This is a genomic window from Pseudomonas sp. S3(2024) (genome assembly GCF_036861315.1).
Taxonomy (GTDB): domain Bacteria; phylum Pseudomonadota; class Gammaproteobacteria; order Pseudomonadales; family Pseudomonadaceae; genus Aquipseudomonas; species Aquipseudomonas putida_A.
In genome coordinates, this window is the sequence record NZ_JAZAQQ010000004.1 from 39,643 (window position 1) to 62,031 (window position 22,389).

Sequence of the window (22,389 nt, forward strand, 5' to 3'; positions counted from 1 at the left end):
CGGTTTAGCTGTCGTTATCGGCTTGACTGCCATTATTCCCGCAGAATTTGGGGTAAACGGCCAGAATAATGCCACTTAAGGGAGGAGTGGCCCGCCAATACAGTTCTCGAAGATATCTTCAAGTCCACGATAGTCACATGCAACCGCATCAACATTTGCCGAAATCCAAGCGTCTTCCTTGATCAGCCACCAATCAACCGTAAAGCCCGCATTGATGATGATCTGCTCAAAAAGGATGCGCTGAGCACGCCCGTTACCTTCGCGAAAAGGATGAATGACATTCAAGTCGCCATAGGTTTCGGCGATAGCCACGACGAGCTCTTCTTTGTTCAGCCCCACGAACCATGCATTACGTTCCATGGCGCGAAATATTTTCTCTGCCTCTGGGAGAATTCTTTCTGCGGTGCAGAAAAAGGTATCCCCCTTCTGAATGTTGACTGTTCGCGGCTGCCCGGCCCAGTCGTAGACATCGCAAAACAGAGTTCTATGGATATGTTGAAAAAGGGTTAGATCATATGGAGGGGGAGGAAGACGAAATCGACTGATAGCGATCTCTGATAGTTCTCGCTCTGCTTTCTGCAGTTCTTCTTCACAGCGAATATTGAGCAAGTTACGCAGAACATCACTTCCAGGATAGCAGTAGGGGTCTTGCCCGACCCCGTACTTGTCCACCATTAGCGTGTGTTCTGACGGTATTTTTCGATGACTGATTCCCGTGATGGAAGCGGTCTTTCAGCATCGCTACGATTGGTATCGAACCCTTCTAGACGCAGGCTCGCCAAGTAGTTAGACCGACGTACTTTTTCGTAATAAGCCTGCTTTTGCTGGAACGTCAATTTGCTCATGGCATGGGCCTCTTGGTGCAGGATTACAGTGTAGCGCAATCGTGTGGACGGATTGGTTGGGATTTTCGATGCTTGCACGAGTGTTGCTCATCTGTATCAGGTTAGGCGTGAGAGCGACCGGAAGACTGTCAGCCTCAGAGCGGTGCTTTCCAGCCGGGCATCTGCTGCTGCGCGACCTGCAGCAGGTCACAGCCATCCTGCGTCAGCAGATAGAGGGCGTGGGTGATATGGGGGATGTCTTCGACGTCGGCTTGTTTGAAGCTGAGGCAGTAGAGGGTTTTCAGCAGGTCGCTGGAGGCACGCAGGCGCTGGACGGCGCATTCGAGGATGTCTTGCGGGTTGGCCGTTGTGTCGATGGTCAGGGGCTTGGTGTCGGTGAGGCTGGATTCGAGTGAGCGGTAGCGATCGAGAGGAAGCGGGGTCCATGCTTTCATAGTGTGTATTCCAAATGTCGTGAGGATTCATCCCACCGTGACCAAGCGATGGGAGGCGAACTGTGTTCGGGTTGGTCAACCGAAGGAACACACAAGTCCGGCACGCTCAAAGGCGTCCCAAACACAGCCACCATTAAGCGTGCAGACATTTGAATTGCCGGCAGCATACAACGGACGCATTTATGTGTCCCACCGGGTGACCAAGCCCGAGCCGCTGATTTGCCAGCGACAGTCACGACTATAGATTTGTGACCTCAAGCCGCGATAGGCGACAAAGAGTCTTGGCATGTAGGAACGGGATGAAGATCTCATCGGACGTTCCTACCGATCTTTCTTCGTTTTTCAACGTAAATGCTGATACGCCGAAATATCCAGCAAGCTGGTTGCCAGACCGGTCGCCGGCTTGTAGATCTCGCCCTTCACGCTGGTGAACGGTACACCTTTGCTGCCCAGCGAAACGTAGCGCTCGCCTTGATCCAGCTCGGTGAAGTAGGTGTAGGAATGTTTGTGCATCAGTGTGTATTTGGCTTCGTCGCGTGCGATGCCGTTGGTGAGGTTTTCCAGATCGGCCTGGGTCAGATTCAACGTTTTTTGCAGTTGCACGCCCCAGCGTTTGAGGCAGGTTTCGGCGAGGTGGCGCACGATGCGTCCGGGCTCGGACAGCGCTTTCAGATCACTGGCGCCGGTCGGGACGCCGCCGCTGCTGGTGGCATTGCCGGCCATGGTGGCGTGGCGGCCAGCCATAGGATAGATGTAGGTTTTAGTGCCGGTAGCGGTCTGTGGGATGACGCAGCTGAAACCTTTGGAGCGTTCGTCACGAGCATAGAACGCTACATACTCTTTGACATTGCCCGCGAGTTTGACGCGCTCTTCCTGAAAGTTACCAATGCCTGGCACGGGATCAAGAGCAAAAATATTGACCGGGATGTTTTTCAGTAGACTGTCCTTGAACATTGCATTGGCCAACATATGGCAACTGATGCCGCCCCGGCTCCAACCGACGAGATTGACTTGAGTAGGAATAACACCATCCTTGCGGTGGGTTTTGATGATTCCTTCCTGTAATTGCTGCTGGGTAATGCTGCGATTACCGTAATTATATTTGCGCCAGAACCAGGAGCCCTCGACTTTTACATCTTCGATCGGAATGCCGGCAGCTTTCAGGCGATTGTATTCGGCTTCAGTCAGTTGCTCGCGTTGCCAGTCGCACTTGCCCTTGATGATATTGAGCGCATGCAACACGTTTTCTTCCCAGCCCTTGCCGAACAAGGTGCCGCTCAGGCCGTATTCCTTGGTCTTGGTGAATAGATCGTCGGCCTGCAGGTTGCCGCTGCCGGGGCCATCAACCACGATCCACTCGGCAAACTCGTAACCCGTATGATTGGCAGCCAAGGTGGAAATCAGTTCGCCGTTCCAGAAGTTTTCGTGGGCTACGTCGAATTTATTGGAACCAGTTCCGCAAAAAAATATAGTTAAAACAGTCATTGTGTTGCTCTCGGTTAAAGTAAGAGTCAACAACTTAGGTCTTTTTTGGCCGTTTATTAAAGAATTCTGTTGTTTCTGGATTTTAGTTGTTTTCAGTGTCGGTCTGTTGTTGGGTTTTATGTTTTGCCACTTCGAGCAAGTCACAGCCATCCTGCACTAATAAATAAAGAGCATTGACGATGTTAGGTATATCTTTCACGTCGGCCTGTTTGAAACATAAACAGTAAAGGGTTTCCAGCAGATCGCTGGCCGCACGCAGTCGCTGGTCAGCGGCATCAAGCAGATCGCGATGGCTGGACTGAGTGTCGATGACCAATACGGGATTTTCGTTGTAGCAAGTCTTCAAAGGGCGATAGCGGGTAATCATGGTGAGGCTTGTCCTTTACAAAGGCACTCGGGCGGGGCTGATTCAGTGGTCAGTCGCGCCGGCCACTATAGAAGTGGGTGGCGAGCACTCACAAGAGCGCCGCAATGGACGCCGTTCGTAGGGGATTTTCCGAGGGCCGGGCATATGCCCTACAAGGTTTTGCGGTTTTTTCGGGGTGAAACCCCTAGCGCAGAAATTTCCCACAGGATTCACAGGCGTTTCTTGGCAGATCTATGTATGGTGCGCGCCAGAATCTGTAGGACGTTTCCAAACGTCCGATACGCGCTTAAAGGGAATTGAGTATGCAGTGGCTACGTATGGCCTCGATTTTATTGCTGTGGGCCAGTGGTTGCCGTTTGGCCATGGCGTCTGGTGTCGGCAACAGCTGGACGTTTGCCGACCTCGAACGCACCGGTTGGCCCGATGCGCTCTCCAGCCAGACTGGCATCGATACCGCCTCGCGCGCCGAGGTGTTGATGTTCGGCAGGGCCTTGCTCGCCAGTGAAGCGCTGGACGAGGCAGGGCTGGAGCAGCGACTGGGTGTGCCGCATGTGCAGCTCAAGTCGATCAGGCAGGTGCGTGACGGTCTGTGGGATCGTTTGCTGAGCACCTATCGCAACGCCAGCGTTGACTGTGACGGGCAGCCGTTCTGCCCGCGCGTGCGCAGTGTTGCGGAACTGCGGCAATTGGCGGCGGCCTTCACCGGTGACATCAGCCCGGCTCATGCGTTGTGGGCGAGCAAGAGCCAGGGCGTGCATGAGCAGGTGTTGAACGAGCAACTGCGAGTGGCGGTTTTGCGGCCCTGAACGGGTAAGTTTGTATCGCTGTTTTGTGCCCCCTCGCGAGCAGGCTCGCTCCTACAGTGGACCGAGTTATCTGCGCTATTGGCTGTATCATCCCGTATTGAATTGACCCCGGCCTTTTCTCGACTCGCTGCGATCGCCCGCTAGGCTGTTGGCATCACAGCGGTCAACGGAGTGACAGCGCATGCACAACACCCTGGAACAGGTTTTCGGTTATCCACAGTTTCGACCCGGGCAGGAAGCCGTGATCAGCGCGGTACTGGCCGGGCGCTCGGCGGCAGCGATTTTCCCCACCGGGTCTGGCAAGTCGCTGTGCTATCAAGTACCGGCACTGTTGCTGCCACATCTGACCCTGGTGGTCTCGCCACTGTTGGCGTTGATGCAGGATCAACTGGCATTCCTCAAGCGTCACGGCATCAGTGCCGGCAGCATCGATTCGGCACAAAGCCGCGATGACGCCAATGATGTGATGGCCCGCGCCCGTTCGGGTGAATTGAAGATCCTGATGATCTCGGTGGAGCGCCTGAAGAACGAGCGTTTTCGCAATTTTTTGCAGCAGGTGCCGATCTCGCTGCTGGTGATTGACGAGGCGCACTGCATCTCGGAGTGGGGCCACAACTTCCGCCCCGACTACCTGAAGCTGCCGGACTACCAGCGTCAGTTCAATATCCCGCAAACCCTGCTGCTGACGGCCACGGCGACGCCGAAAGTCATCGCCGACATGCAAGCCAAATTCGCCATTGCTGCCGAAGATGTTGTGACCACCGGTTTTTATCGCCCAAACCTCAATCTGCTGGTGGAACCGGTGCGTGGCCAGGACAAGCGCCGGCGGCTGGTGGAGTGGATGAGCGAGCGCGCGAGCCAGCCGAGCATCGTCTACGTCACGCTGCAGAAAACCGCCGAGCACATCGCCGAGCATCTGGGGCGCAACGGCATACAGGCCGAGGCTTATCACGCCGGTTTACCCAACGATCAGCGCGAGGCGATCCAGAAGCGCTTCATGGCCGGGCAGTCCAATTGCATAGTCGCAACCATTGCGTTCGGCATGGGCATCGACAAGAGCGATATCCGCAACGTGGTGCATTTCGACCTGCCGAAATCCATCGAGAACTACAGTCAGGAAATCGGTCGCGCCGGACGGGACGGACAGCCGTCGGATTGCCTGGTGCTGGCCAACCGTGACAGCCTCAACGTGTTGGAAAACTTCGTCTACGGCGATACCCCGGAGCGCGAGGGGATTCGTTGTGTGCTGGAGGAAATGCAGGCTGCCGCAGCTGAAGGACAGTGGGAGTTCCTGCTCGGTCCACTGGCCGATCAGAGCAACATTCGCACGCTGCCGCTGAAGACTTTGCTGGTGCAAATGGAGTTGCGTGGCCTGATCGCGCCGCGCTATGCCTATTACGCCGAGTACCGTTTCAAATACCTGCTGGAGCCGGACGCGTTGCTTGAGCGTTTCGAGGGAGAGCGCAGGGAGTTTGTCGCGGCCATCATTCACACCTCCAGCCGCGCACGTACCTGGGCCACGGTGAATTTCGAGGCGATGTACACGCAGTATTCAGCTGGGCGCAATCGGGTGGTGACGGCGCTGGATTATTTTCAGGAGAAGGGCTGGGTCGAGCTTGAGAGCAAGCAGATGACCGAGGTCTACAACGTGCTGCACAGCGATTTCGACAGCGCTGTGCTGAGCGCCGAGTTGCACGAGTACTTCACCCGGCATGAACAGACTGAAGTCGCGCGGATTCACGCCATGCTCGAACTGTTCGCCACTGAGCGCTGCCTGGGTTATCGCCTGGCCGAGTACTTCGGCGACCACAATGCGCCCGAGCACTGCGGGCACTGTTCGGTGTGCCACGGTGATGTCGCGCGGCTGCCGGCACCTCCCGAGTTGCCAGCGCTTGTGGATAAGAACTTCGCGGCGTTGTGCGGTGATTTTATCCACAGGCACGAACAGCACACCGGCCATGTGCCGACGGCGGAGCGCCTGACGCGTTTTCTGTGCGGGATCAGCGTGCCGCTGTTTACCAAGTTGAAGGCGCGGACGATCTCGGGGTATGCGGCGCTGGAGCAGTATCCGTACGCGGAAGTCCGCAGTTGGGCTGACAATCATCTGCTCGAGTAAATACAAACCCTGTGGGAGCGTGTGATGCCATGGCGGCCTGTATTCATGCGCTGAATGTCGCTCATCACGGTAATAAACTTCAAAAACGCCCGGTGCCTGACTATGGTGAAGGCTGTCTTCGGATCGCCAACAAGAGAACAACATGAGCCAGACATCCATCGATATTCAGCGAGCTGCCGTGATCGGCGCGGGCACCATGGGCCGCGGTATTGTCATGTGCCTGGCCAATGCCGGCATCGCCGTGCAGTGGGTCGATAACAACCCACAGATGCTCGAACAGGCGCTGGGCACCGTGGCGCAGACTTATGCACACAACGTGCGCCAGGGCCGGATCGATCAGGTCGAAGCGGATGCACGTCTTGCCCGGATCAGCGCGGCGGCGGATTACCCGGCAATCCGTAATGTCGATCTGGTGATCGAAGCGGTGTACGAAAACCTCGCGCTCAAGCAGAAGATCTTTCGCGAACTGGATGGCCTGCTCAAGCCTGAGGCGTTGTTGGCGAGCAACACCTCGGCACTGGATATTGATGCGATTGCCGCTGCAACAAAACGTCCATCGCAAGTGCTCGGCCTGCATTTCTTCAGCCCCGCGCACATCATGAAACTGCTGGAAATCGTTCGCGGGGCGCAGACTTCACCGGCGGTATTGGAAGCCGCACTGACTCTGGGCAAGCGCATGGGCAAGGTCAGTGTGGTGTCGGGCAACTGCCACGGTTTTATCGGCAATCGCATGTTGCATCCGTATGTACTGGAGGCGCGCAAGATGCTGCTCGAGGGCGCTTATCCACAGCAGGTCGATACGGTTTTGCAGGGCTTCGGTTTCGCCATGGGACCGTTCCGCATGTATGACGTCGTGGGCATCGATCTGGAATGGCGCGCGCGCGAATTGGCCGGCAAGGGGCAGGATGCGCCAGAGGTTCAGGTCGACAACCGCTTGTGCGAGATGGGCCGATTCGGGCAGAAATCCGGCAATGGTTATTACCACTATGAGCCAGGCAGTCGTCAGGCCGAGCATGATCCCGAGGTCGATGCGCTGATATTGAGCGTCAGCGAAGGCCTCGGCTTTCAGCGCCGGGAGATTGGGTCCGAGGAAATCCTCGAGCGGTGTCTTCTGGCGCTGGTCAACGAGGGCGCGAAAATTCTGCAGGAAGGCATTGCCGAATCGGCGCATGACATCGATCAGGTGTACATCAATGGCTACGGCTTCCCGGCGGACAGAGGCGGCCCGATGGCCTGGGCGGACGATCAGGGGCTGGCGGACATTCACAAGCGCTTGCTGGCGCTGGAGACGCGACAGGGCGATCAATGGCGGCCGGCGCCACTGATTGGCGAGCTGGCGGCGCGAGGCAAAGGTTTTTACCTTTAGACTGGACAGATAACTCAAGGAGTCGATACCGATGTCCAGCACCATGGCGCAACGCGCCGATTACCCGCATTTCCAGCCGATCACCACCCGCTGGCACGACAACGATGCTTATGGCCACATCAACAACGTCACCTACTACAGCTTTTTCGATACCGCCGTGAACACTTACCTGATTCAGGTCGGTGGCCTGGATATCCACGACGGCGAGGTAGTGGGTTTTGTCGTGAGTTCATCTTGCGATTATTTCGCCTCGATCGCTTTCCCGGATCTGATCGAGATCGGTCTGCGGGTCGGCAAGCTGGGTAACAGTTCGGTGCAATATGAACTGGCGGTGTTCAAGGTCGGTGAAAGCGAGGCGTGTGCGGCGGGGCGTTTTGTCCATGTATTCGTGGACCGGACGAGCAATCAGCCGGTGCCGATTCCAGGCAGATTGCGTGACGCGCTGGAGCGTCTGGTGGTTTGAACCAGAGCAAAAAAAATCGCAGCCCTTGGGCTGCGATTTTTGCTTTCGCGCTTAACGCAACGGATTAGTCGCGATAGTAGCGGTGATGCTTGCGGTGGCCATAAGCGTGGCCACGGCCAGGGTGACGGTCGCGATAGTAGCGACGGTCGTCACGGCCGCGATCGTAATGACGACCCTCGTCGTTGCTCTGGTTACCCATGTAGTTGCCCAGCGCGCCGCCGGCGCCGCCACCTGCTGCGGCACCGATCAGGCTGCCGGTGGTACCGCCCATGCTGCGGCCAACCACGTTACCGCCGGCTGCGCCCAACGCACCGCCAATGGCCGCTTCGCCACGGCTGTGTTTGTTGGCGCCGACCGCGCTACCACCCGCGCCGCCCAGAGCTGCGCCAATGGTTGAACCTGTGCTGCCGCCTAAAGACTGACCGACGACCGAGCCAAGAACCCCGCCCAATGCGCCGCCCACACCTGCTTCGGTGGTGCCTCCGGCAGAAGCGAAGCCACTGACCAGGCCAAGGGACAACAAGAGAATCGAGGAGAACTTCATAGAGGAGCCTCAAAGGGATGACGGCGCCGATCCTGAGGCTGTGTAACAAGGCTGACAATCGAAATCCGACGAATAACACGACTTGTATACAATTATGCAAGTTGCTGTTTTGTATGCGGAACTTAAGCGATTTTCGCCGGTCTTTAGCTACTTCGGACAGGCCGCTTTTGTGAAAAAGCGGCCTTTTTTGTGGGCGTTGGAAGGGTGCAAGGTACGAAGAGTTTTGTTGAATGTGCCACCGCTTTCGCGAGCAAGCCCGCTCCCACATTTGAAATGCATTCCAAAGTGGGAGCGGGCTTGCTCGTGAAGGGGTCAGTCCAGGCAACGCTTTACGCAGATTTGGCCATGATCAACCCAGTCTCGCTTGCTGCCTCCAGCCGGATCGCAATGAACTTCGATGTCGGCGTATGGCTGCCATCCCCGGTGCTTTCCAGCGGCACCAGCGGATTCACTTCCGGGTAATAAGCCGCGGCCTGCCCCGCCGGAATATCAAACGCGAGCAAGGTAAAGCCCTTCACCCGACGCTCACGGCCATCGTCCCAGATCGACACGATGTCGGCCTTCTGTCCCGGGCGGAAGCCCAGGCGAATGATGTCGGCCTCGTTGGCGAACAGCACATCGCGCTGACCCTTGACCCCACGGTAACGGTCGTCGAGGCCATAGATCGTGGTGTTGTACTGATCGTGGGAGCGCATCGATTGCAGGATCAGATCCGGCAGTTGCCCGGTGGCGCGGGTACGCTCGTGCACCAGATCCTTGGGCAGCATGTTCGCGCGGAAATTGGCCCGGCCCGACGGGGTGTTCCACTTGCGTGCACCGGCACTGTTGCCGAGGTAGAAACCGCCCGGGTTCTTGACCTTCTCGTTGAAGTCCTTGAAGCCCGGAATGGTATCGGCGATCAGGTCGCGGATGCGCCGGTAATCGGCCACCAGCCAGTTCCAGTCCACCGGTTTGCTGCCCAGCGTGGCGGCGGCGATGCCGGCGATGATCGCCGGTTCCGAGCGCATCTGGTTCGACAGCGGCTGCAACTGGCCGTTGGACGCGTGAACCATGCTGAAAGAGTCCTCCACGGTGACCGCTTGCGGGCCTTCGGCCTGGATATCGATATCGGTTCGACCCAGGCACGGCAGGATCAGTGCGTCTTTACCGTGGGCCAGATGGCTGCGGTTGAGCTTGGTGCTGATCTGCACAGTCAGGTCGCAATTGCTCAGCGCCGCGAAGGTACGCGGGCTGTCCGGCGTGGCCTGGGCAAAGTTACCGCCAAGACCGATGAAAACCTTGGCGCGGCCCTCGGCCATGGCGTGGATCGCCTCGACCACGTTGTGCCCGTTGTCACGCGGCACCTTGAACTGGAAGCGCCGCTCAAGGGAATCGAGGAACGCCACCGGTGGACGCTCGTTGATACCCATGGTGCGGTCGCCCTGCACGTTACTGTGACCGCGCACCGGACACAGGCCGGCGCCCGGCTTGCCGACGTTGCCGCGCAGCAACATCAGGTTGGCGATTTCCTGGATGGTCGGCACCGAATGGCGATGCTGAGTGATACCCATCGCCCAGCACATGATGACGTTCTTGCCTTTGGCGTACATGCGCGCCGCTTGCTCGATCTCGACCAGGGTCAGGCCGGATTGCTCGACAATCTGCTCCCATGAGGTGTCGTCGACAACCCCGAGGTATTCCAGCACGTTAGTGCTGTGGGCATTGAGGAAGTCATGGTCGAACACGGCCGGAGCGCCTGTTTTTTGTGCGTCGCGTTCCCACTGCAGGAGGAATTTGGCCATGCCGCGCAGCACTGCCATGTCGCCGCCCAGTGCCGGACGGAAGTACGCGGTGTTGGTCGGCTTGTCGCCGTTGGTGAGCATTTCGATCGGGTGCTGCGGGTGCTGGAAACGTTCCAGGCCACGCTCTTTCAGCGGGTTGATACACACCACTTGCGCGCCGCGCTTCACCGCTTCACGCAGCGGTTCGAGCATCCGCGGATGGTTGGTGCCGGGGTTCTGGCCCCAGACGAAAATCGCGTCGGCGTGTTCGAAGTCGTCGAAGGTCACCGTGCCTTTGCCGACGCCAACGCTTTGCGCCAACGCCACACCACTGGCCTCGTGGCACATGTTCGAGCAGTCGGGGAAGTTGTTGGTGCCGTAGGCGCGCACGAACAGCTGATACAGGTACGCCGCTTCGTTGCTGGCACGGCCCGAGGTGTAGAACTCGGCCTGATCCGGGCTCGACAGTGCTTGCAGGTGTTTGCCGATCATTGCAAAGGCATCGTCCCAGGCGATGGGTTTGTAGCGGTCGGTCTCGGCGTCGTAGACCATCGGCTCGGTCAGGCGGCCCTGGTATTCAAGCCAGTAGTCGCTTTGCTCCAGCAACGAGGTCACGCTGTGTTTGGCGAAGAATTTGCTGTCCACCCGACGCTTGGTCGCTTCCCAGTTCACCGCTTTGGCGCCGTTTTCGCAGAACTTGACCATGCCGCTTTCCGGCGAATCGCCCCAGGCGCAGCCCGGGCAGTCGAAGCCGCCGTTCTGGTTGGTCTTGAGCATCATTCGCAGGTTTTTCAACGCGTTGTCGCTGGTCAACCAGGCTTGGGCCACGCTGATCAGCGCACCCCAGCCGCCGGCTGCACCTTTGTAAGGTTTGTAGCGCGGGACAGGTTTCTGGTCGGCTTGATGATGTTGGCTCACGCTTGATTCTCCATCGCTGGGCTGTAGACCCGCGGCGCATTCTTCTGCGGCAGGTGGATGAGATTGAGGTTGTGGCGACGGGCCCATTGCACGGCAAGGCCCGTGGGCGCGGACAGGCTGACCAGAGTCTGGATGCCGGCGCGTAAAACTTTCTGGATCAATTCGAGACTGCAACGGCTGGTGACAATCGCCAGGCCGCCTTCTGTGGAAATCTTCTGGCGGATCAGGCCGCCAATCAGTTTGTCGAGAGCGTTGTGCCGGCCAATGTCTTCACGGCCCAGCAGCAATTCACCGCTGGCGTTCATGAACACCGCCGCGTGTACCGCGCCGCAGTGCTGACCGAGCGGCTGGAACGCGCCGATGCGCTGGCGCAGACCGTCGAGCCATGCGGCGGGCGGCAACGGTGCGCCGGGCAGGACTTGCAGATCGGGCAAGGCTTGCTCGACGGCTTCAACGCCGCACAGACCGCAACCGCTGGTGCCGGCCAGTTGTCGGCGCTGCTGCTTGAGGTTCCAGAACGCGCGGTTGGCGATGGTCACCTGCGCGTATTGCGCCGAGCCTGCGCCGGTCAGTTGCAGGTCATAAATGTCGCTGGCGTCTTCGATTATGCCGCTGCCAAGGCTGAAACCGACGATGAAGTCTTCCAGATCGGTCGGCGTCACCAGCATCACCGCCTGACTGATGCCGTTGTAGGCAATCGCCAACGCGACTTCCTCGGCAAGCGCGGTGCTGGCCGATTCCACGAGGGGCAGATCGCTGTAGCTGTAGGTCTGGCTGGCGGCGGGCGCGGGTGTTTCGATTGCAGGCGCCGCGCAAGTTGGGCGCTTGGCGTTCATGGCATCACCGACGGATTGATCAACGCTAAGACTAGGCGCGGCAACTTGTCGCGTCTAATCGGTACTGTCGATCTATTGATAGATGGCGTCGATCAAGCGGCTGCCGGGTCATTGGTCGGCCCGGAACCGGGTTGGTCTGGTGTGGTCTAGGCTTGGACGTCTGGAATCCCAATCAAGGAGTGTGCGCTATGAGTCTGTTGAGCTTTGTGAAAGAAGCCGGTGAAAAGCTGATCGACCTGCTGACCCCGGGTAATGCCAATGCCAGCGAGCAGTTGAAGGAACATATCAGCAAGGTCGGGTTGGGCAACCCGAATGTTCAGGCAACCGTGGACGGTGATAAGGTGACGGTCACCGGTGAAGTTGCAAGCCAGGAGGAGAAGGAAAAAATTCTGCTGGCGGTGGGTAACATCGAAGGCGTGGGCAGTGTTGATGATCAGATCACCGTGACCGGGCCGGTTGTGGCTGCCGCACGTTTTGTCGTGGTGAAAAAAGGCGACACCCTCAGTGCGATTTCCCTCGCGGTGTATGGCAACGCCAATCAGTACAACAAGATCTTTGAGGCCAACAAACCAATGCTCAAAGATGTAAACAAAATCTACCCGGGCCAGACCCTGCGTATCCCGGAATAACTCACAACTCCTGTAGGAGCTGCCGAAGGCTGCGATCTGTTGATCTTGCTTCTTAAAATCAAAGATCGCAGCCTTCGGCAGCTCCTACAGGAAATCAGAGACCCCGAATCAAATCGCGGTAGTCTTCAACCGCCGCAAACTCAGCCGTGTCCTTCGGCCCCTTGCGACTGTCCGGCTCTTTCACCGCCAACAAATGCGTCACGCCAAATTCCCGCGCACTACGCAGAATCGGCAACGTATCGTCGATGAACAGACTGCGTGCCGGATCAAAATCGATATCCGCCTGCAAGGCATCCCAGAACTGCGGATTCTCTTTGGGGAAACCGTAATCGTGCGAGCTGATCAGCCGCTCGAAGTACGGCGCCAGTTCGATCCGTTCCAGTTTCAACGACAGTGAATCGCGGTGGGCGTTGGTGATCATGATCACCCGTTTGCCGGCCTTTTTGATCGCCCGCAGAAAGGTGTCGGCATCCGGACGCAGGGCGATCAGGTGCGCGGTTTCCAGTTTCAGCTCGCGCACCGAGAGCTTCAGTTCGGCACTCCAGAAATCCAGGCAGTACCACTGCAGTTGCCCGGCATGGCGCTCGAACAGCGGCTGCAATTCCATCTCGGCCATGGCCCGGCTCACCCCGTGCAGTTCGGCGTAGCGTTGCGGCAGGTGTTCCAGCCAGAAATGGTTGTCGAAGTGCAGATCCAGCAGGGTACCGTCCATGTCCAGCAGGACGGTATCGATGTCAGACCACGGTAAAGAAGGCATGGCAACGTCTCGAGCGGTAGAAAGATATCCGACACAAACAATCGGGAAAGCCGCGTTATAGTAGCGCGTTCACGCCAAGGAGCTTTGCATGCGCCAGAAACCCACTGTACTCGCCCGCGAGATTGTCGCCACCAGTCGTCTGTTTTGCGTCGAAGAACTGAAGCTGCGTTTTTCCAATGGCGTGGAACGCACTTACGAGCGTCTGGTCGGCAAAGGCGCGGGTTATGGCGCGGTGATGATTGTGGCGATGCTCGACAGCGAGCACGCGGTGCTGGTCGAGGAATACTGCGGCGGCACCGACGAATACGAACTGTCCTTGCCCAAAGGCCTGATCGAGCCGGGTGAAGATGTGCTGGCAGCGGCCGAGCGCGAGCTCAAGGAGGAGGCCGGTTTCGGCGCGCGCCAGCTGGAACATCTGACCGAGTTGTCGTTATCGCCCGGTTACATGAGCCAGAAGATCCAGGTGGTGCTGGCCACCGATTTGTACGAGGAGCGTCTGGAGGGCGACGAGCCGGAGCCGATGCGCGTCGACAAGGTCAACCTGCGTGAACTGGCGGCGCTGGCGCAAAACCCGCAGTTTACCGAAGGCCGTGCCCTGGCGGCGCTGTATCTGGCGCGTGATCTGCTGACGCAGCGCGGGTTCTTTCAGTCATGAGTGAGATGTCGATGAAGTTTTCCCATCCGTTGATGGCGCCGGTGGTTGAGCTGGCGTTGCAGGCTGGCGAGGCGATTCTGCCGTTCTGGCGCTCTGGCGTGGAGGTCACCGCCAAGTCCGATGATTCACCGGTGACCGCAGCGGACATGGCCGCGCACCATGTCATCGTCGCCGGGCTGACCGCGCTGGACTCCAGTATTCCGATTCTGTCCGAGGAAGACGCCAACATCCCGCAGAGCGTGCGCGCCGGGTGGCAGCGTTGGTGGCTGGTGGATCCGCTGGATGGCACCAAGGAGTTCATCAGCGGCAGTGAAGAATTTACCGTGAACATCGCCCTGATCGAAAACGGGCGGGTGGTGTTTGGCGTGGTGACGATGCCGACCAATGGCCGGTTCTATGTCGGCGGAGCCGGTCTCGGCGCGTGGCGTGGGGACAAAGGTGGTTCTCCGGTGGCGATTGAGGTGCGTGAGGTGCTCGCGCCCGGTGAAGCGTTCACCGTGGTGGCGAGCCGTCGGCACTCGAGTCCGGAGCAAGAGCGGCTGCTTGCTGGTCTGAGCGCCAGCCTGGGCGAGTTGCAACTGGCAAACATCGGCAGTTCGCTGAAATTTTGTCTGCTGGCCGAAGGGGCGGCGGATTGTTATCCGCGATTGGCGCCAACTTCGCAGTGGGACACCGCGGCGGCGCAGGGCGTGCTCGAAGGTGCTGGCGGCGAAGTGTTGGATCTGCAGGGCGAAGCGTTCTGTTATCCGGCGCGGGAATCGCTGCTCAATGAGTTCTTTCTGGCGTTGCCGGCGAAGGCGGCGTGGCGTTCAAGATTGCTGGAACTGGCTCGGGGGTAAGTGGGTGGATTCTCGATTCCCCTCACCCCAGCCCTTTCCCGGAGGGAGAGGGGGCCGATTGGGGGATGCTGGTGAGGTTCACCGACTTGAGCCAGTTCTACTGAATCCATAATCGCTGCCGATCTTTCAGGTCGATGCCTACGCAAGACGCCTCGGTCAGTCCCTTCTCCCTCCGGGAGAGGGTCAGGGTGAGGGGCTGTTGACGTTCAGTGGTGCAGAACGTATTGCCCGCTGAACGTCACTGCATTCTCATCACTGCCGGCGTTGACGATTCGCGTATTGAGCGTCAACCTTGCGCGCCCATAACGCTGATACATCGCCAGAAACTTCTTCCAGACCGCCGCTTCCGGTGGCGGACAAATCGCCGTGGCATCACCGGTCACGGGCAGCGGATAACTGATCTGGCCTTCCTGAATCACGATGTGCCCGTCGTCGATGCCTTCTTCTTTCAGGCGCAGATGCAGCCAGCCCCAACCCGCCAGCACCGCGCCGCAGTAGAGACTGCCGCCGAACATTGTGCTTTTGTGATTGACGTTCGGCTCCAGCGGCAAGTGCAGACTCAGCTGTTGCTCGTGCCAGGCGAGGACCTTGAGGCCCATCTCGCGGGTCAGGGGAATGTCGTGATGCAGCACCGATTCCAGATAGTGACTGTCGCGGCTCATTCGGCTTCGTCTCCATGGGCGTTACTGTCGGCGAAATTCAAGCCGTGCTTGCGCAGTTTGTCGTGCAGGGTCTTGCGCGGAATACCCAGGGCTTCGGCGAGGCTGCGCACCGAACTGTGCGAGCGCGCCAGCTCGGCGGCAATCAACGACTTCTCGAAGTTTTCCACTTGCTCGCTCAGGCCACCACTGATGACTTCCACAGCGGTGCCGCCGCCTTCACTTCCACTGTTATCCAGCGCCAGTTCCAGACCGAGGGCGAAGCGCTCGGCAGCGTTCTGCAGTTCGCGCACGTTGCCCGGCCAGGTGTGGCGCAACAGCAAGGCGCGTTGCGCCGGCTGCAGTTCATGCGGTGGCAAGCCATGTCGGGCGCTGGCTTCGTCGGCGTAATGCTGGAACAGCACCAGCGCATCTTCGCCGCGTTCGCGCAGTGGCGGAATGCGCAGCGGTGCAACGTTCAATCGATAGTACAAGTCGGCGCGAAAACGCCCTTGATCGGCAGCCTGACGCAGGTCTTCCTTGGTCGCGGCGATGACGCGGATGTCCAGCGGGATCAACTGATTGCCACCCAGACGTTCGACCACGCGCTCTTGCAGCATGCGCAGCAGTTTCACCTGCACGTCCATGCTCATGCTTTCGATTTCATCGAGGAACAGCGTGCCGCCGTTGGCGAATTCGAACTTGCCGATCCGGCGTTTCTGCGCGCCGGTAAACGCGCCCGGCTCATGCCCGAACAGCTCACTTTCGACCACCGATTCGGCCAGCGCCCCGGCGTTGATCGCCACGAACGGGCCGTTGCGCCGGCTCGACAAATCGTGCAGCGCGCGGGCCACGACCTCTTTGCCAGCGCCGGTTTCACCGAGGATCAACACATCCGCCTTGGTCGCCGCCAGCGCGCCGATCTGCTCGCGCAGGCGCAGCATCGGCGCCGAGTGGCCGACCAGTCGCGCGCTCAGTTCGTTGCGATCGCTCAGGGCCAGACGCAAGCTGCGGTTGTCCAGTACCAGCCGGCGCAGGGCCAAGGCGCGGCGCACGCTGTCGAGCAGCGCGTCACTGGCGAACGGTTTTTCCAGAAAGTCATAGGCGCCGGCACGCATCGCCTGCACCGCCAGCGGCACATCGCCGTGGCCGGTGATCAGCAGCACCGGCAGCTCCGGATCCTGAGCGTGCAATTCGCTTAATAGCTCCAGGCCGTCCATGCCCGGCATGCGGATGTCGCTGACCACCACGCCGGGCCAGTCACGCTCCAGTTGCCCGGCCAGACCTTTGGCTTCGGACAGCGGAAGGATTTTCAGCCCGGCCAGGTCCAGGGTCTGGCCGAGGGCCTGACGCAGGTGCGGATCGTCGTCGATCAACACCACCTGAATGCGATTGTCGATGGTCATGCACTTCGATCCTCGGACGGTTGCAGGCTGACCCCGGGCGCACCGGCGCGCAGCCGCAGGGTGATCAAGGCGCCACCTTGCTTGTGGTTGGCGAACGACAGTTCACCGCCGAAGGCGCGCATCAGGGTTTCACAAATCGCCAGCCCCAGACCAAGGCCCTGGGTGCGGGTCTTGGTGGTGTAGAAGGGCTCGCTGGCGCGGCCGAGGGCCTCCATGCAAAAGCCCGGGCCGTTGTCGCGAATGTACAGATTGACGCCCTCGGCGGTGGATTCGGCACTCAGCCACAGTTTGCGCGGTGGGCCTTTTTCGGTCAGCGCATCGAGGGCGTTGGCCAGCAGATTGCCGAGCACCTGACGCAAACGGGTTTCCCCGGCCTCGACCCACAGCGTGGCGGCGGGCAGGTCGCGGATCAGCTCGACTTCCATGCTGCGGCGCCGTTTGGCCAGCAACGCCAGCGCATCGTCCAGCGCCGGTTGCAGGGCGACGCTTTCCGGGGCGTGGCGATCACGGCGGGCGAAGGCGCGCAGGTGCGCGATGATCGAGGCCATGCGCCCGGTCAGCTCGCTGATCAGTTTGAGATTGCCACGGGCGTCGTCGGTGCGTTGATGATCGAGCAGCACTTCGGCGTTTTCCGCATAACTGCGAATCGCCGCCAGCGGCTGGTTGAGCTCGTGGCTGATGCTCGCCGACATGGTGCCCAGCGCCGAGAGTTTGCCAGCCTGCACCAGATCGTCCTGGGCGCGGACCAGCTCCTGCTGGGCCTGTTCACGCTCCAGCACTTCCTGCTTCAGGCGGCGGTTGAGGCCTTCCAGATCGCTGGTCCGCTCGGCCACCCGACCTTCCAGTTCACGACGGGCCTTGGCTTCGAAGGCGATGCGTTCCAGGTAATGCCGGCGACGCTGCATCATCAGCCCCAGCAACAGCATCACCACCAACAGCGTGGCGCCGCCGATTGCGACCACGGTGCGCACCGGACGATCGATCAGCGTGCGCGGGGCAAGAATACTGACGCTCCAGCCGGTTTCGGCGATATCGACGGTTTGGGTCAGCCAGGCGCTGTCGCTGAGGTTCAGCGGACGTGGCTCGCGGGTCGGATAAGGCAGGATGGCGGTGATTGCCGAGCGCTCGGTGTCGCTCAAAATGCGGGTTGAACGAAAGCGCCATTCCGGGCGCGAGGTGAGAATCACCACGCCGTTGTGGTCGGTCACCAACAGTTGTTCCGGGGTTTTGCCCCACAGGCTTTCGGTGTGATCGAGGTCGACTTTGATCACTAGCACGCCGATGATTTTTTCGCCGTTGCGCACTGCCGCGGCGAAGAAATAACCGCGTTTGGCCGAAGTGGTACCGAGGCCGAAGAAACGCCCCAGACGTCCGGCCATCGCTTCGCTGAAATACGGACGGAAAGCGAAATTGCGCCCGACAAAGCTGTCATGTTTGTCCCAGTTCGACGCCGCGAGAGTCTGGCCGCTGGTGTCCATCAGGTACATGACTTCGGCGCCAGTCTGTGCGGCAATGTTTTTCAGCAGGCGGTTGGCATTGCCCTGGGTGACGCCGTCGTCCGGTGCGCCGAGCACGGCGCGCAGGGCCGGCAGGTCGCCGAGGATCTGCGGCAATACTTCATAACGGTGCAGGGTGCCCAGCAGGTTGGCGACGTAGAGGTCGAGGGTCTGGCGGTTTTGTCCGGCCAGTTCACTGCGGTAATAGCGCTCGGCCAGATGCTCCAGCGGCCACAGCAGCGGCGCCAGGCACAGCGCCAGCAGGGCGAGGCTGCGCCAGCGGGGTCTGCGGGGGAGAGATGGTTTCATGAGCCGGATGCGCCTGAGTGAACAGGCGCATTATGCCTAGGCTCAGGCGAAGACGTCAGCGTCCTTGAGCAAGGCACCGACCTGATCCTTGGCCGACAGCTTCGGCGCTTCGTCCAGTTGCCAGTCGATGCCCAGAGCAGGGTCGTCCCAGCGAATGCATCGTTCCGACGATGGATCGTAGTAGTTGGTGGTCTTGTAGAGGAATTCGGCGAACTCGCTCAGCACTACGAAACCATGGGCGAAACCTTTCGGGATCCACAGTTGACGGTAGTTTTCGGCGGAGAGATGTACAGCCGTCCATTTGCCGAAATTTGGCGAACTGCGACGGATATCCACGGCTACATCAAGCACTTCACCGGCGGTCACCCGAACCAGTTTGCCCTGGGTATTTTGCAGCTGGTAATGCAGGCCGCGCAGCACGCCTTTCTGCGAGCGCGAATGGTTGTCCTGAACGAATTGAGTGTCCAGACCGGTTGCATCCTGGAATGCCTTGGCGTTGAAACTCTCGTAGAAGAAGCCGCGCTCGTCACCAAATACCTTGGGTTCGATGATCAGAACACCGGGCAGATCGGTGGTGATTACATTCATGAGGGGTTTCCGGATAGGTGTGGATGGCCGACATTCTTGCGCAAAGCCCCGACGGATGCGAGCGCTGGAATAACCGCGATCGGGGGTTGCGCATCCACTGCAGCAATGGCGATATAGGCACCTAATAAAATCTCAGGGGTCGTCCCATGCCGCTCGCCACGTTGATTCATCGCGCCAGTTTGCCCAGCCCGCAGGTTTCTGAAGCGCAGGCCCGGCAGTGGTTGGCCGAGCATTACGGGCTCAGCGGCACGCTACTGGCGCTGGGCAGTCAGCAGGACCTGAATTATCGGGTCGACACTGAACGTGGGCGCTTTGTCCTGAAAATCTGCCGCGGCGATTATGCACTTGTGGAGTTGCAGGCTCAGCATGCAGGCCTCAAGTACCTTGCCGAGCACTCGTCGGTGCAAGTGCCCAGAGTGATCCCGGCCAGTAATGGTGAGGATCTGCTGTCGCTGGAAACCGACGGCGAGCCAGTGCACGTGCGGTTGCTGGACTACATCGAAGGTCAGCCGCTGACTCATCTTGAGCATTTGGGCCATGACGTAGTGGCTGGATTCGGTCAGTTGTGTGGCGAGATGGACCTGGCGCTGGCCGGCTTCGATCACCCGGGCCTTCAGCGCACGCTGCAATGGGACGCGCGCCACGCCAGTGCGCTGATCAGCCACCTGCTGCCGGTGATTCGGGATGAGGGCCAGCGCGCCTTGATCGCGCACGCCGCCGAACAGGCCGAACGTCGCTTGCAGCCGTTGCAGGACAAGCTGCCGGTGCAGGCGATCCACATGGACATCACCGACGATAACGCTGTCTGGCAACGCGATGCCAAGCGTCATTGGCAATTGCAGGGCGTGATCGACTTCGGTGATCTGGTGCGCACCTGGCGTATCACCGATCTGTCGGTGACGTGCGCGGCGCTGCTGCACCATGCCGGCGGTGATCCGTTTGTGATTCTGCCAGCGGTGCAGGCCTATCACGCGGTCAATCCGCTGCAACATGAAGAGCTGTTGGCGTTGTGGCCGTTGATCGTGGCGCGGGCGGCGGTGCTGGTGCTCAGTGGCGAGCAACAGGTCAGCATCGATCCGGGCAACACCTACAGCCGTGACAACCTCGGTCACGAATGGGAAATTTTCCATGTGGCGACTTCGGTGCCGCTGGCATTGATGGAAGCGGCGATCCTCACGTCAGTCGGCCAGCGTCTTCCGGCGATCGGCAGCGAGGGTTTTGCGCCACTGTTGCCAGAGCTGGTCGGGCGCGAATTTGCGCTGATCGATCTTGGCGTCCTGAGTCCGCATTTTGAGGCAGGCAACTGGGAGCAGGAGGGTATCGATCAACGACTGCTGACTGAAGCCGCTGCCACGCATGGCCTGGCGGCCAGTCGTTACGGGCAATACCGCTTGTCGCAGACGCGAGTGGACAGCGCGGTCGAACCGGAGACGTTCCCGCTGCACGTTGAGTTGCGCGTGCCGCAGGGCTCGGCGGTGGAAGCGCCGTTTGCCGGTGTGCTGCATCACGCGGTGGATGGTGTGCTGCAACTCGACGGACCGCAGCTCAGCGTGCGGCTGAGGGGCGTGAACGCCTCGCTGCACAGCGGTGCGGCGCTGGTCAAAGGTCAGGTGCTGGGTACGGTCAGCGGCCCGTTGATTGTGCAGTTGAGCCGCGTCGCATCGCTGGATGCGCCGTTGTTCTGCAGTCCTTCGCGCGCTGCCGCGTGGCAGGCGTTGTGCCCGTCGCCGGCAGCACTGCTGGGGCTGGCCTGCGATGCCGAGCCGGAGCTGGACGCGAAAACCTTGCTCGAACGGCGCGACGCCAGTTTCGCCCGTACGCAAAAACATTATTACGTCGACCCGCCGCGCATCGAGCGTGGCTGGCGCAATCACCTGATCGACATGCAGGGCCGTTCCTATCTCGACATGCTCAACAACGTTGCAGTGCTCGGCCATGGTCATCCGCGCATGGCTCAGGTGGCGGCGCGACAGTGGTCGCTGCTCAACACCAACTCGCGCTTCAACTATGCAGCCGTGGCGCAGTTCTCCGAACGCTTGCTGAAGCTGGCGCCGGAAGGCATGGATCGGGTGTTTCTGGTCAACAGTGGCAGCGAGGCCAACGATCTGGCGATCCGTCTGGCGTGGGCCTACAGCGGCGGGCGCGACATGCTCAGCGTGCTGGAGGCTTATCACGGCTGGACGGTCGGCGCCGATGCGGTGTCGACCTCGGTTGCCGACAACCCGCGCGCGCTGGAAAGCCGCCCGGACTGGGTGCACCCGGTGACCGCGCCGAATATTTATCGTGGCCAATTCCGTGGCCTGGATTCTGCGCCGGACTATGTGCGCAGCGTCGAAGCGCAACTGGCGCATATCGCCGCGCAGGAGCGCCAATTGGCCGGTTTCATCTGTGAACCGGTGTACGGCAACGCCGGCGGGGTTTCCCTGCCGCCCGGTTATCTGAAGCAGGTTTACGCATTGGTGCGGGCCCAGGGCGGGGTGTGCATCGCCGACGAAGTCCAGGTCGGTTACGGGCGCATGGGTCACTTTTTCTGGGGCTTCGAAGAGCAAGGCGTGGTGCCGGACATCATCACCATGGCCAAGGGCATGGGCAACGGTCAGCCGCTCGGCGCGGTGATCACACGCCGGGAGATCGCCGAAGCGCTGGAGGCCGAAGGCTATTTCTTCTCGTCGGCCGGCGGCAGTCCGGTGAGCTGCCAGATCGGCATGGCGGTGCTGGATGTGATGGAAGAAGAAAAGCTCTGGGAGAACGCCCAGGTGGTTGGCGGGCATTTCAAGACGCGGCTGGAAGCCCTGATCGATAAACATCCACTGGTGGGCGCGGTGCATGGTTCCGGGTTCTATCTGGGATTGGAGCTGATCCGCAATCGCCAGACCCTGGAGCCGGCCACCGAGGAAACCGCCTTGCTGTGCGATCGCCTGCGCGAGCTGGGAATCTTCATGCAACCGACCGGGGATGACCTGAATATTCTCAAGATCAAACCGCCGATGGTCACCTCGCGGCGCAGTGTGGACTTCTTTGTCGACATGCTGGATCGGGTACTCGAAGAAGGTCTGTAAACGCTGCTTTTGTGGGAGCGGGCTTGCTCGCGAATACGGTTCTTCATTCAAAGGTGATATCGACGGATGTGCC

General features: G+C 59.9%; 21 protein-coding genes. 8 read left to right on the plus strand and 13 right to left on the minus strand.

The genetic code is table 11. The features are described 5' to 3' along the window. Positions 1-75: 75 nt before the first annotated feature. The 5 genes from VLA07_RS11925 to VLA07_RS11945 all read right to left on the minus strand — a co-directional run bounded on the left by VLA07_RS11925 (position 76) and on the right by VLA07_RS11945 (position 3,131). Entirely contained in the window at positions 76-675 is a 600-nt protein-coding gene (locus VLA07_RS11925; RefSeq protein WP_247268393.1) for a putative adenosine monophosphate-protein transferase Fic, read from the minus strand. Then, complete coding sequence (locus VLA07_RS11930) at positions 675-845, minus strand: YhfG family protein (protein WP_096796727.1); 171 nt, start codon at positions 843-845, stop codon at positions 675-677. Before VLA07_RS11930 ends, VLA07_RS11925 begins: the two co-directional genes overlap by 1 nt. Positions 846-979: 134 nt before the next feature. Continuing rightward, entirely contained in the window at positions 980-1,279 is a 300-nt protein-coding gene (locus tag VLA07_RS11935) for a hypothetical protein (protein WP_333989303.1), read from the minus strand. Between the two features lie 342 nt (positions 1,280-1,621). Further along, entirely contained in the window at positions 1,622-2,764 is a 1,143-nt protein-coding gene (locus VLA07_RS11940; protein WP_333989304.1) for a hypothetical protein, read from the minus strand. Positions 2,765-2,846: 82 nt separating this feature from the next. Then, entirely contained in the window at positions 2,847-3,131 is a 285-nt protein-coding gene (locus tag VLA07_RS11945) for a hypothetical protein (protein ID WP_096796724.1), read from the minus strand. A 302-nt stretch (positions 3,132-3,433) separates the two neighbouring features. Here VLA07_RS11945 and VLA07_RS11950 point away from each other — a divergent pair, with 302 nt between their 5' ends. The 4 genes from VLA07_RS11950 (at position 3,434) to VLA07_RS11965 (ending at position 7,882) form a co-directional block, all read left to right on the plus strand. Next, the gene (locus VLA07_RS11950) at positions 3,434-3,937 is read left to right on the plus strand and encodes a polysaccharide deacetylase (protein ID WP_103368284.1); all 504 of its coding nucleotides are present in this window, start codon (positions 3,434-3,436) and stop codon (positions 3,935-3,937) included. Between the two features lie 181 nt (positions 3,938-4,118). Continuing rightward, positions 4,119-6,053, plus strand: a complete 1,935-nt coding sequence (locus VLA07_RS11955; RefSeq protein WP_333989305.1) for a RecQ family ATP-dependent DNA helicase — start codon at positions 4,119-4,121, stop codon at positions 6,051-6,053. Positions 6,054-6,195: 142 nt separating this feature from the next. Continuing rightward, positions 6,196-7,419: a 3-hydroxyacyl-CoA dehydrogenase gene (locus VLA07_RS11960; protein WP_333989306.1), complete on the plus strand. Its 1,224-nt coding sequence runs from the start codon at positions 6,196-6,198 to the stop codon at positions 7,417-7,419. A 31-nt stretch (positions 7,420-7,450) separates the two neighbouring features. Then, on the plus strand, positions 7,451-7,882 hold the full coding sequence (locus tag VLA07_RS11965; RefSeq protein ID WP_097086913.1) for an acyl-CoA thioesterase: 432 nt from the start codon (positions 7,451-7,453) through the stop codon (positions 7,880-7,882). A 64-nt stretch (positions 7,883-7,946) separates the two neighbouring features. Here the strand turns inward: VLA07_RS11965 and VLA07_RS11970 are convergent, their stop codons facing one another. The 3 genes from VLA07_RS11970 to fdhD form a co-directional block, all read right to left on the minus strand. Further along, a complete protein-coding gene (locus VLA07_RS11970; protein WP_027611218.1) occupies positions 7,947-8,426 on the minus strand; it encodes a glycine zipper domain-containing protein in 480 nt (159 codons plus the stop codon). A 329-nt stretch (positions 8,427-8,755) separates the two neighbouring features. Beyond that, positions 8,756-11,104 (minus strand): FdhF/YdeP family oxidoreductase, encoded by a 2,349-nt coding sequence (locus VLA07_RS11975; protein WP_333989307.1) that lies wholly within the window; start codon positions 11,102-11,104, stop codon positions 8,756-8,758. After that, positions 11,101-11,940 carry a formate dehydrogenase accessory sulfurtransferase FdhD gene (gene fdhD, locus VLA07_RS11980; RefSeq protein ID WP_247268386.1) on the minus strand — a complete coding sequence of 280 codons (840 nt, stop codon included), beginning with the start codon at positions 11,938-11,940 and terminating at the stop codon, positions 11,101-11,103. Before fdhD ends, VLA07_RS11975 begins: the two co-directional genes overlap by 4 nt. 188 nt (positions 11,941-12,128) lie before the next feature. Between fdhD and lysM the strand changes: the two genes are divergently transcribed. Next, complete coding sequence (gene lysM / locus VLA07_RS11985; protein WP_027611221.1) at positions 12,129-12,569, plus strand: peptidoglycan-binding protein LysM; 441 nt, start codon at positions 12,129-12,131, stop codon at positions 12,567-12,569. A gap of 94 nt (positions 12,570-12,663) precedes the next feature. On the opposite strand, the gene yrfG is transcribed toward lysM, so the two are convergent. Then, positions 12,664-13,326 (minus strand): GMP/IMP nucleotidase, encoded by a 663-nt coding sequence (gene yrfG, locus VLA07_RS11990; RefSeq protein ID WP_333989308.1) that lies wholly within the window; start codon positions 13,324-13,326, stop codon positions 12,664-12,666. 88 nt (positions 13,327-13,414) lie between these two features. Here yrfG and nudE point away from each other — a divergent pair, with 88 nt between their 5' ends. Together nudE and cysQ are read left to right on the plus strand one after the other, a co-directional pair. Continuing rightward, entirely contained in the window at positions 13,415-13,981 is a 567-nt protein-coding gene (nudE, locus tag VLA07_RS11995; protein WP_047600934.1) for an ADP compounds hydrolase NudE, read from the plus strand. Between the two features lie 5 nt (positions 13,982-13,986). After that, a complete protein-coding gene (gene cysQ, locus VLA07_RS12000; protein WP_098966709.1) occupies positions 13,987-14,820 on the plus strand; it encodes a 3'(2'),5'-bisphosphate nucleotidase CysQ in 834 nt (277 codons plus the stop codon). Between the two features lie 206 nt (positions 14,821-15,026). On the opposite strand, the gene VLA07_RS12005 is transcribed toward cysQ, so the two are convergent. Genes VLA07_RS12005 through rfbC form a run of 4 tightly spaced genes read right to left on the minus strand, consistent with a single transcriptional unit; the run spans position 15,027 to position 19,257 of the window. Beyond that, positions 15,027-15,482: a YiiD C-terminal domain-containing protein gene (locus tag VLA07_RS12005; protein WP_333989309.1), complete on the minus strand. Its 456-nt coding sequence runs from the start codon at positions 15,480-15,482 to the stop codon at positions 15,027-15,029. Next, positions 15,479-16,864, minus strand: a complete 1,386-nt coding sequence (locus tag VLA07_RS12010) for a sigma-54-dependent transcriptional regulator (RefSeq protein WP_027611226.1) — start codon at positions 16,862-16,864, stop codon at positions 15,479-15,481. The genes VLA07_RS12005 and VLA07_RS12010 overlap by 4 nt, the downstream gene beginning before the upstream one ends. Further along, positions 16,861-18,669: a sensor histidine kinase gene (locus VLA07_RS12015; RefSeq protein ID WP_330206730.1), complete on the minus strand. Its 1,809-nt coding sequence runs from the start codon at positions 18,667-18,669 to the stop codon at positions 16,861-16,863. Before VLA07_RS12015 ends, VLA07_RS12010 begins: the two co-directional genes overlap by 4 nt. Positions 18,670-18,711: 42 nt before the next feature. Next, on the minus strand, positions 18,712-19,257 hold the full coding sequence (gene rfbC, locus VLA07_RS12020) for a dTDP-4-dehydrorhamnose 3,5-epimerase (protein ID WP_333989310.1): 546 nt from the start codon (positions 19,255-19,257) through the stop codon (positions 18,712-18,714). Positions 19,258-19,403: 146 nt separating this feature from the next. Between rfbC and VLA07_RS12025 the strand changes: the two genes are divergently transcribed. After that, complete coding sequence (locus tag VLA07_RS12025; RefSeq protein WP_333989311.1) at positions 19,404-22,316, plus strand: aminotransferase; 2,913 nt, start codon at positions 19,404-19,406, stop codon at positions 22,314-22,316. The last annotated feature ends 73 nt before the right edge of the window (positions 22,317-22,389 follow it).